General features: G+C 64.2%; 11 protein-coding genes. 8 read left to right on the plus strand and 3 right to left on the minus strand.

Annotated elements, in window-relative coordinates:
• The 3 genes from ACN0T5_RS20245 to ACN0T5_RS20255 form a co-directional block, all read left to right on the plus strand.
• On the plus strand, positions 1-266 hold a 266-nt coding region (locus ACN0T5_RS20245; protein WP_417770423.1), incomplete at its 5' end, for a hypothetical protein.
• A gap of 143 nt (positions 267-409) precedes the next feature.
• On the plus strand, positions 410-2,071 hold the full coding sequence (locus ACN0T5_RS20250; protein ID WP_417770424.1) for an ATP-binding protein: 1,662 nt from the start codon (positions 410-412) through the stop codon (positions 2,069-2,071).
• 32 nt (positions 2,072-2,103) lie between these two features.
• Positions 2,104-2,481 carry a response regulator gene (locus ACN0T5_RS20255; RefSeq protein ID WP_417770425.1) on the plus strand — a complete coding sequence of 126 codons (378 nt, stop codon included), beginning with the start codon at positions 2,104-2,106 and terminating at the stop codon, positions 2,479-2,481.
• 145 nt (positions 2,482-2,626) lie between these two features.
• On the opposite strand, the gene ACN0T5_RS20260 is transcribed toward ACN0T5_RS20255, so the two are convergent.
• Both ACN0T5_RS20260 and ACN0T5_RS20265 read right to left on the minus strand, forming a co-directional pair.
• A complete protein-coding gene (locus ACN0T5_RS20260; protein ID WP_417770426.1) occupies positions 2,627-2,986 on the minus strand; it encodes an Hpt domain-containing protein in 360 nt (119 codons plus the stop codon).
• Complete coding sequence (locus tag ACN0T5_RS20265; protein WP_417770427.1) at positions 2,983-3,969, minus strand: response regulator; 987 nt, start codon at positions 3,967-3,969, stop codon at positions 2,983-2,985. Before ACN0T5_RS20265 ends, ACN0T5_RS20260 begins: the two co-directional genes overlap by 4 nt.
• Positions 3,970-4,308: 339 nt before the next feature.
• On the opposite strand from ACN0T5_RS20265, the gene ACN0T5_RS20270 reads away from it, so the two are divergent.
• Positions 4,309-5,139 (plus strand): bifunctional allantoicase/(S)-ureidoglycine aminohydrolase, encoded by an 831-nt coding sequence (locus ACN0T5_RS20270; RefSeq protein ID WP_417770428.1) that lies wholly within the window; start codon positions 4,309-4,311, stop codon positions 5,137-5,139.
• On the opposite strand, the gene bhcR is transcribed toward ACN0T5_RS20270, so the two are convergent.
• Positions 5,136-5,963, minus strand: coding sequence for an HTH-type transcriptional regulator BhcR (gene bhcR, locus ACN0T5_RS20275; RefSeq protein WP_417770429.1), 828 nt, complete (start codon positions 5,961-5,963; stop codon positions 5,136-5,138). The genes ACN0T5_RS20270 and bhcR overlap by 4 nt on opposite strands.
• A gap of 195 nt (positions 5,964-6,158) precedes the next feature.
• Here bhcR and bhcA point away from each other — a divergent pair, with 195 nt between their 5' ends.
• From bhcA to ACN0T5_RS20295, 4 genes are all read left to right on the plus strand, one after another.
• Positions 6,159-7,349 carry an L-aspartate--glyoxylate aminotransferase BhcA gene (bhcA, locus tag ACN0T5_RS20280; RefSeq protein ID WP_417770430.1) on the plus strand — a complete coding sequence of 397 codons (1,191 nt, stop codon included), beginning with the start codon at positions 6,159-6,161 and terminating at the stop codon, positions 7,347-7,349.
• A 17-nt stretch (positions 7,350-7,366) separates the two neighbouring features.
• Positions 7,367-8,320 (plus strand): beta-hydroxyaspartate dehydratase BhcB, encoded by a 954-nt coding sequence (gene bhcB / locus ACN0T5_RS20285; protein WP_417770433.1) that lies wholly within the window; start codon positions 7,367-7,369, stop codon positions 8,318-8,320.
• A gap of 23 nt (positions 8,321-8,343) precedes the next feature.
• Positions 8,344-9,507, plus strand: coding sequence for a 3-hydroxy-D-aspartate aldolase BhcC (gene bhcC / locus ACN0T5_RS20290; protein WP_417770431.1), 1,164 nt, complete (start codon positions 8,344-8,346; stop codon positions 9,505-9,507).
• 2 nt (positions 9,508-9,509) lie between these two features.
• Positions 9,510-10,059: ornithine cyclodeaminase family protein (locus tag ACN0T5_RS20295; RefSeq protein WP_417770432.1), on the plus strand; the 550-nt coding region annotated here is incomplete at its 3' end.

Consider the following 10,059-nt stretch of genomic DNA (forward strand, 5'->3'; position numbering starts at 1 on the left):
CCACCGCCTACCAACGCATCACCGAAAAAACCTATGACCTCGTGATCCTCGGCTACGACGCCAGTGCCAGCGAGGTGGCGAAAATGCTCGACCAGATCGCGCGCCACCAGCCGGACGCCGCGGTCATCACCCTGACCGAGCGCGAGCAGGCGATACGCGATCCCCGGATCGCGGCGCGGATCGTGAAATCGCGTCAAAGCGTCGAGGAAATCAACGCAACCGTGCGCCATGTGCTATCGCGTCGATTGCCGCAGCCGGCGGAGTGAAGGAGGAGGGGAGAGGCTCGCGTGATTTCTCTTCAAATGCCCTTTTTCGGCCTCATTGTTTCGCTACGGTCTCGGCAGGCAGATGATCGGAATATCGGCAATCGCATCGCGCCGGTGTAGCCGGTTCATGCAGGAACGTTGAGATGATGAAATCCTTGCAAAGTTTTGCACCGCTCGTCGCGCGATTTCGCATTATCGCCGTAGGCCTGACGGTGCCGGCACTGGCGGTTGTGGCCAACAATTCACCGCTGTTCATTTCGACGCCCCTGCTTCCTGTTCTCAACCTCTCGCTTCTGGGCGTCCTGCTTTGGGTTGGCTGGCGGATGCTGGCCAAGCCGCGGCAGGCACTGTCGCTGGCCGAAGAGGTTGCTTACCAGCTCAAGGCGCTGAACTCGCATTCCATCGTCTCGATCACCGACGAGAAATCGCGCCACATCTTCGTCAACGACCTGATGGTGCGCTCTACCGGCTATTCGCGCGAAGAGCTTCTGGGCCAGCCGGCCTCGCTGCTCTATCCCGAGTCCGGCCAGGCGACCTACCGGATGATCCGCGCCACGCTCGCCAGCGGGCGCAGCTGGAGCGGTGAGACCCAGCTGAAGCGCAAGGATGGATCGCTGATGTGGACGCGGGCGACGATCGTGCCGCAGTTCGATGCCATGGGCCGCCCGGTACGGGCGATCTCGGTGCGCACTGACATTACCGAGATCAAGATCGCCGACGCCGACCGCAACATGCGCCAGTCGCTGCACCAGTTGCGCGACGAGGTCTACATGTTCGACCGCGACACGCTGCGCTATCGCTACATGAACGAGAAGGCGATGGAGACCTCGGGCTGGAACGAGGATGTCTATACCACCAAGACGGTTTACGACCGGCACGGCGTCGATTTCGCCATCGAGTTCCTCGACCGCGCCAAGCCGCTGCTCGACGGGACCACCGGCGAGCTGAATCCCGAGATCGAGATCAAGGGCCGGTTCAAGGAAGTGAACCTTCAGCTTATCGAAAGCGCGGGCGGCTCGGCCCGCTTCGTCGCGATCGTGCGCGACATTTCGGAGCGCCGGGCACTGGAGAAGAACAAAGACAATTTCATCTCGACCGTCAGCCACGAACTGCGCACGCCGCTGACCTCGATCAAGGGGTCGCTCGGGCTGGTGCTGTCCGGCGCAGCGGGCGAGCTGAACGACAAGGCCAAGCAGATGCTCGACATCGCGCATCGCAACACCAATCGACTGGTGCTGATCATCAACGACATTCTCGACCTCGAGAAGATCGCCGCCGGGCGCATGGAGTTCCATTTCGAGAAAATCGACATGCGCGATCTGATCTCGGACGCGGTCCACGCCAACGAGCCCTACGCACAGCGCCTGGGGGTGGAGCTGCAATGCCTCGGCCTCGACCGGGCGGTCACGGGCTATTGTGACAGCGACCGGATCTTCCAGGTAATGAACAACCTGCTGTCCAATGCCGCCAAGTTCTCCGAGCGGGGCGGCAAGGTCATCGTGTCGCTCAGCGAATCCGAGGACGACGTGATGATCCGGGTGCAGGATTTCGGCGCCGGCATCCCGCCCGAGGCGCAACCCGGCATCTTCGAGCGGTTTACCCAGGCCGACAGCTCGGACCGCCGCGCCAAGGGTGGCACCGGGCTGGGGCTGAACATCGTGAAAGCCATCGTCGAAAGCCACGACGGCACCGTCGCCTTCAGCAGCGAGGTGGGCGTCGGCACCACCTTTACCGTGACCCTTCCGAAGCAGGGCAGGGTTGCCAAGGAAGACACCGAAGGTGCACAACAGATCGCAGCAGAATAATAAAAGGCGCACAGGCGCCGGACAGGTGACAGATGACCCAGCTCAAGGTTCTTCAGGTCGAGGACGATCTCGACATCCAGGAAATCGCGCGGCTCTCGCTCGAGACCATCGGCGGATTTGACGTGCTGCAATGCTCGTCCGGCGCGCAGGCGCTGGAAAAGGCGCAGGACTTCGCGCCAGATGTGCTGCTTCTGGACGTGATGATGCCCGAGATGAGCGGCGACGTGGTGCTGGGCCACCTGCGCAACCTCGACGGGCTGGAAAAGACGCCGGCGATCTTCATGACCGCGCGGGCGCAGAAGCCCGAAGTCGAAGAACTCAAGAGCCTCGGCGCAATCGACGTGATCCTGAAGCCCTTCGATCCGATGGAACTGCCGGGCCAGATCCTCGCCGCACTCGACCGCGCCTGAGGGCGACGCGCCTTGCGGCGCCGCATAGCGCGGCGCCGATGCAATGCGTGCCGCGCCGCAAGCGCGGATCAGTCAGACATGAAAATGAAGGTGAGCGGCGTACGTGCGCCATTGACGGCTGGCCGGGGGCGTGGCGGATTTTGCCTCAGGCGGCCGGCGTATGTGCCAGCGCCACTTGCGAGGCGACTTCCATGAAATCGTCGAGGTCGGCGGCGGCGCTGTCCCAGTGGCTTGCCCCGGCGCATTGCTCGAGGCACTCGTCGATGCGCGTCTCGGTGCGCGCAGCAAGGGTGCCGACATGTTCAAAGCCCAGCGTTCCGGCGGTGCCGGCGATCTTGTGAACGATAAAGCGTATGTCTTCGAGCGCGCTGACCCGGGTCTCTTCCTGCTCGAGCGCGTCGCGCAGCACCTCAAGGGCATCGAGCCGCTCGTCCAGGATGGCGACGAAACGGTCGCGTACCGAGCCGAGGCGCGATTGCAGGTCGGCCTGCGCGCTGGCGCTCATCCGGTGTTCTCCATCAGGCTGCCAAGCGACCAGCGGCTCGCGGCGCCGATGCGGGCGTCACTGTCACGGTATTCGGCGTTGCTGCAGGCCTGGCGCAGTGCCTCGATGGCGCCGCGTCCCGACCGCAAGGACAGGCGCACCGGGGCGCCGACCTTGACGTTGAACATGATCGGGCGGCCGTCGCTGTAACACAGCTCCATGCCTTCGAGAATATCGTCGATCTCGCCCTGAAGGGTCGCGACCTCGGGGCGGAACCCCGCCTCGACGACTGCGACGAAGGTGCCGTTGCCGCCGTAGGAGACCAGGAACTGCGACGGGCGCAGCGCGTCGGTCACCGCCTCGGCGACATCGGTGATGAGGCACTGGAAGTCGAAAGCGGTGGCGTTTTCGTAGATCCGCTCGATGCCCGGGATGTGGAAGGCGACGACGGAAGAGCCGAAGAGCGAGCCGCGCGAGAGCTGCAGAATGTAGTTCTCGAGCGCGATGAACTCGATGACGCCGTCGACGTCGCGGACCGGGATGCGGTCGAGCAGGGAAAAGGTTTTCTGCGCGGTCTGGGTGTCGCGGATCTTCTTCACGACCGAGACCTTGTCGGTCAGGTTGCGCCGTTCGGTCACCAGCGTTTCGGCAACGCGGACCCGTGCGCCGATCTCCTGGATGTCGAAGGGCTTGGTCACGTAGTCGGTGGCGCCGGCGGCGAAGGCGCGGTCGATGTAGGACTTGTCCGACATCGCGGTGATCATCAGGATCGGCGTGCGCTCGTAGCGGCGCATGTTGCGCAGCGCGCTGCACAGCTGGATACCGTCCATGTTGGGCATCTGCACGTCGAGAAGAATGCAGTCGAAGGCCTGCGGTGTGGCGACCTTCTGCAGCGCCTCGGCGGCGGATTCGGCGACGGTCACGTCGGTATGCCCGAGGGTCGCGAGGACCTCCGTCAGGACATCAAGAATGATCGGATCATCATCCACCGCCAGAATACGCATGGCACTACTCCGTAAACTTCCCTTCCCGGTCCCCTGCGCTTGAGCCTCGGTAAGCGCGGAATCCGATTTTGCCTGTCATACAAACAGGATAATCAGGGCCAAAATGAGGCGGAACGGCAATTATTCGCAGTTAGGAAACAATTTTTCCGAGTAACCTGACGTCAACCTCTCGCGTCGTCGCAGGCATGCGCAATTCGCCGGAGCGCGCTCCGCGCGCCGCGATTATCAGGTTTTTCCAGCGGCTCCTTCTTCGCCGGGGTGGCGTGCTTTGGCTTCAAGCGCGGGCACATTTGCGGTTTGATGCGTATCGGGCCGAAAAATGGCGAAGGAGGCAGGCGCATGAGCACGGCAAACTACTACGCACCCAAGGGAGGGCTGCCGCCGCAGACGCAGCTTTTGACCGATCGGGCGATGTTCACCGAGGCCTATGCCGTGATTCCGAAAGGAACCATGAGCGATATCGTCACCAGCCTGCTTCCGTTCTGGGACAAGTCGCGCTTCTGGGTGCTATCGCGGCCACTGAGCGGTTTCGCCGAGACCTTTTCCCAGTATATCGCCGAGGTGCAACCCGGCGGTGGCAGCAGCCGGCCAGAGACTGATCCGCGCGCCGAGGCGGTGCTCTTTGTCGTTGCCGGGCGGATGCGCCTGTCGCTTGCCGGTGCCGCACATGAGCTCAAGGCGGGTGGCTATGCCTATGTTCCGGCCGGTGCCGAATGGAGCCTGCGCGCCGAGGGCGACGAGGCGCTGCGCTTCCACTGGATTCGCAAGGCCTACGAGCCGGTTGAGGGGCTGGACGCGCCCGAGCCCTTCGTCACCAACGAGCGCGAGGTTACGCCGACGCCGATGCCGGGAACCGACGGGAAATGGGCGACCTCGCGCTTCGTCGATGTCGAGGACCTGCGCCACGACATGCATGTCACCATCGTCACTTTTCAGCCCGGCGCGGTCATTCCATTTGCCGAGACCCATGTGATGGAACACGGTCTCTACGTTCTCGAGGGCAAGGCGGTCTATCGGCTGAACCAGGATTGGGTCGAGGTCGAGGCGGGTGATTACATGTGGCTGCGGGCCTTCTGCCCGCAGGCCTGCTACGCGGGCGGGCCGGGGCCGTTCCGCTACCTGCTCTACAAGGACGTGAACCGCCACATGGCCCTTGGGGGCGCGCGCTAGTCGCGGGGCGGCGCCCGCGCCGGATCTCGGCCCTCGGACAGGCTGGTGGCAGCGTCGCGGACCAGCCGGCCCACCTCTTCGATACGTTCCCGGGTCAGGCGATTGGCGGGGCCGGAGACCGAGATCCCGGCCACGGTTTCGCCGTAGAGGTCGTGAACCGGCGCGGCGATGCAGCGCATTCCTTCGGTCTTTTCCTCGTCGTCGACCGCGTAGCCGAGATCGCGCGCGCGGGTGAGATCGCTGCGCAGCGCGTCGGGCGCGATGATGGTGCGTCCGGTGAACTGCTGGAGTGGAGCGCCCGCAAGATAGGCATCGAGCCTTGCATCGGAGAACTGGCTCATCAGCGCCTTCCCGATCCCCGAGGCATGCAGGGGCGACAGTGTTCCGGGGCGGAAGAAGGCGCGGATCGCCTCGTGGCTTTCGACCTGGCTGATGAACATCACCTCGCCGTCCTTTTCGATGCCGAGGTTCGATGTCTCGCGCGTGTCCTCCATGAGCTTGCGCATCACCGGGCGCGAGCGTTCGATCACGCTCGAGCGGCGCAGGAAGGCCGAGCCGAGGCGGAAGGCCATCGGCCCGATGTGCCAGGCCTGCGTCGCCGCATCGCTTTCCACGATCGAGCGGGCAGCGAGGGTCGACAGCACGCGGTAGATGGTGGCCGGCGACTGGTCGAGCTCCTCCGCGATCTCGCTCAGCGACAAACCGTCATGGCGCGCCAGCAGGTCGAGCACCACCAGCGCCCGGTCAAGCGACTGGATCACCGAATGGGCGCCCTTGTCGTCAAAGGCCTTCGGGCGGCCCTTGCGGCGCTGGATTTCGGCCATTCTATGCCTCCCGGGGCTGGCGTGGTGCGACAAATCAATGCACCTGAAATAGCGTATCGTCCAGTGAAAAAATCCAAACCATTGATATGTCGATATATTACGCATAAGTGAAGTTTTTGAAAAACGATTTCAAAAAAATTGCACAGCCTGTGGGGCAGGCATATATAGCCCTCGAACCAGAGGAGGATTTCCCCCATGCATTTCCAGAACCCCGTCTTCATCCCCGGCCCGACAAACATGCCCGAGGTGCTGCGCCGCGCCGTTGACATGCCGACGCTCGACCACCGCTCGCCGGTCTTCGCCGATATCCTGCAGCCCGCGCTTGCCGGGGTGAAAAAGGTGCTGAAAAGCAAGGATGCCGAAGTTTTCATCTTTCCCTGCACCGGCACCGGCGGCTGGGAAGTCGCGATCACCAACACGCTTAGCCGCGGCGACGGCGTGCTGGCCGCGCGAAACGGCATGTTCAGCCACCGCTGGATCGACCTGTGTCAGCGCCATGGCCTCGACGTGACCGTGATCGAAGTGCCCTGGGGCGAGGGCCTGCCGGCGGATCGCTACGAAGAGGTGCTGCGCGCCGACAAGGAGCACAAGATCAAGGCCGTTCTCGCGACCCACAACGAGACCGCGACCGGTGTCGTCAGCGATATCGCAGCCCTTCGCCGCGCGCTCGACAACGCCGGCCACCCGGCGCTGCTGATGGTCGACGGCGTCAGCTCGATCGCCTCGATGGATTTCCGCATGGACGAGTGGGGCGTCGACATTGCCGTGACCGGCAGCCAGAAGGGCTTCATGCTGCCCGCGGGCCTCGCCATCGTCGGCTTCAGCCCGCGCGCCGCCGCCGCGACCGAGGGCGCGAACCTGTCGCGCACCTTCTTCGACATCCGCGACATGCGGAAGGGCTATGCCGCCAACGGCTATCCCTATACCCCCGCCGTCGGTCTGATGAACGGGCTCAAGCTGTCCTGCGACATGCTGCTGGAAGAGGGTCTTGAAAACGTCTTTGCCCGCCACCGCCGCATTGCCGACGGCGTGCGCGCCGCGGTCCATGCCTGGGGTCTTGAGCTTTGCGCCGCATCGCCCGAGGTGCAGTCGGATACGGTCAGCGCAGTGGTCACGCCCAAGGGGTTTGACTCGGGCCGCATCGTCGCCCACGCTGCCGAAGTTTATGATGTTGCATTCGGCGTCGGGCTTGGCGAAGTTGCGGGCAAGGTGTTCCGCATCGGACACCTGGGCAGCCTGACCGACGTGATGGCCCTTTCGGGGATCGCCACGGCGGAAATGTGCATGGCCGACCTCGGCATCGACATCCAGCTCGGTTCGGGCGTGGCTGCCGCGCAAGAGGTCTATCGCAGCACCGCCGCCCAGGCGATCCGGAACGCCGCATGATGAAGGATGTGGAGCAGATGGAAATACCCACCTACGACGACATGCAGGCGGCGCATGAGCGGATTCGCGATCACGTGCACCGGACCCCGGTCCTGACCTCGAGCTACCTGGACGAGTTGACCGGCGCCAATCTGTTCTTCAAGTGCGAGAACCTGCAGAAGGCTGGCGCCTTCAAGGCCCGCGGGGCATCGAACGCGGTGTTCGGACTGAGCGATGAGCAGGCGGCCAAGGGTGTTGCGACCCATTCCAGCGGCAACCACGGCACCTGCCTCAGCTATGCCGCCGGGCGCCGGGGCATTCCCTGCACCGTGGTCATGCCGCGCACCGCGCCGCAGGCCAAGAAGGATGCCGTGCGCGGCTACGGCGGCCGGGTCGTGGAATGCGAGCCTTCGACCTCGAGCCGCGAGGCGGTCTTTGCCGAGGTCGTGGCCGAAAGCGGCGCCGAGTTCGTGCATCCCTACAACGATCCGCGGGTCATTGCCGGGCAGGGCACTTGCTCGGCCGAGCTGATCGAGCAGGTCGAGGGACTGGACGCCGTGATCGCGCCCATCGGTGGCGGCGGCATGGTCTCGGGCACCTGCCTGACCCTCAGCACAGCCGCGCCGGACGTCAGGATCTACGCGGCCGAGCCGGCGCAGGCCGACGACGCGATGCGCAGCTTCAAGGCCGGCCACATCATCGCCGACGACGCGCCCGAGACCATCGCAGACGGTCTCAAGGTGCCGCTGAAGGATCTGACCTGGCATTTCGTCAGCAACCATGTCACCGACATCTTCACCGCCTCGGAAGAAGAGATCGTGGACGCGATGAAACTGATCTGGAAGCGCATGAAGATCGTGATGGAGCCTTCCAGCGCAGTGCCGCTGGCCTGCATCCTCAACAACAAGGACGTCTTCGCGGGCAAGCGCGTCGGCGTCATCATCACCGGGGGCAACGTCGACCTTGACCGGCTGCCCTGGATGACCGACTGAACCCTAACTGACGGGAGAGAGACATGAACAAGCAAGTAGATCTGAAAGAGATGGAAGTCGGATACGACATCCCCGCCCTGCCGGGGATGGACGAAAAGGACATCCAGACCCCCTGCCTGATCCTCGACCTCGACGCGCTCGAGCGTAACGTCAAGAAGATGGGCGACTATGCCAAGGCGCACGGGATGCGCCACCGCAGCCACGGCAAGATGCACAAGTCCGTCGACGTGCAGAAGCTGCAGGAAGAGCTGGGCGGCGCCGTCGGCGTCTGCTGCCAGAAGGTCAGCGAGGCCGAGGTCTTCGTGCGGGGCGGCATCAAGGACGTGCTGGTGTCGAACCAGGTGCGCGACCCGGCCAAGATCGACCGGCTGGCACGCCTGCCCAAGCTTGGCAGCCGGATTATCGTCTGCGTCGATGACGTGGACAACGTCGCCGACCTTTCGGCGGCGGCCAAGAAGCACGACACCACCCTCGAGGTCTTCGTCGAGATCGACTGCGGCGCGGGTCGCTGCGGCGTCAAGACGGCTGACGAGGTGGTCAAGATCGCCAAGGCCGTCGACGCGGCCGACAACCTCAAGTTCTCGGGCATCCAGGCCTATCAGGGCGCGATGCAGCACATCGATTCCTACGACGAGCGCAAGGAAAAGCTGGACGCGGCCATTGCCCAGGTGAAAGAGGCAGTCGACGCGCTGAAGGCCGAGGGGCTGGAGCCCGAGCTGGTCTCGGGCGGCGGCACCGGCAGCTATTACTTCGAGTCGAACTCGGGCGTTTACAACGAGCTTCAGTGCGGCTCTTACGCCTTCATGGATGCCGACTATGGCCGCATCCTCGACGACGAGGGCAAGCGCATCGACCAGGGCGAGTGGGAGAACGCGCTGTTCATCCTGACCAGCGTGATGAGCCATGCCAAGCCCGACAAGGCGATCGTCGATGCCGGCCTGAAGGCGCAGTCGGTCGATTCGGGCCTGCCGGTGATCTTTGGGCGCGACGACGTGAAATACATCAAATGCTCGGACGAGCATGGCGTCGTGGACGACCCCGATGGCGTGCTCAAGGTCAACGACAAGCTGCGCCTCGTGCCCGGCCACTGTGACCCGACCTGCAACGTGCACGACTGGTACGTGGGCGTGCGCAACGGCAAGGTCGAGACCGTCTGGCCCGTCTCTGCACGCGGGAAGGCCTACTGAGTATGTGGATCGTACCCGAGTCGAAAATCGCCTCGCTCGTCACCCCCGAATCCAGCTTCGACGCGGTCGAGGCCGTGTTCGGCGCCATGGCGCGGGGGGATGCCTACAACTTCCCCGTCATCCGCGAGGCCATCGGCCACGCGGATGCGCTCTATGGCTTCAAGTCGGGCTTTGACCGGGCCGGGCTGAACCTTGGTCTCAAGTCCGGCGGCTACTGGCCGGGCAACGAGGCCAAGGGGCTGACCAACCACCAGTCGTCGGTCTTTCTTTTCGATGCCGACACCGGGCGCTGCAACGCGGTGATCGGGGGCAACCTGCTGACCGCCCTGCGCACCGCCGCCGCCAGCGCCGTGTCCATCCGGCACCTGTCGCGCAAGGACAGCAAGGTGCTGGGCATGATCGGCGCCGGCCACCAGTCGGCCTTCCAGATGCGCGCGGCAGTCAAGCAGCGCGACTTTGAAAAGGTGATCGGCTGGAACTACCACCCCGATATGCTGAGCCGTCTCGAGGAGACCGCGAAAGAACTGGGCCTGCCCTACGAGTCGGTCGATC

The organism is Stappia sp. (assembly GCF_048261845.1).
Taxonomy (GTDB): Bacteria; Pseudomonadota; Alphaproteobacteria; order Rhizobiales; family Stappiaceae; genus Stappia.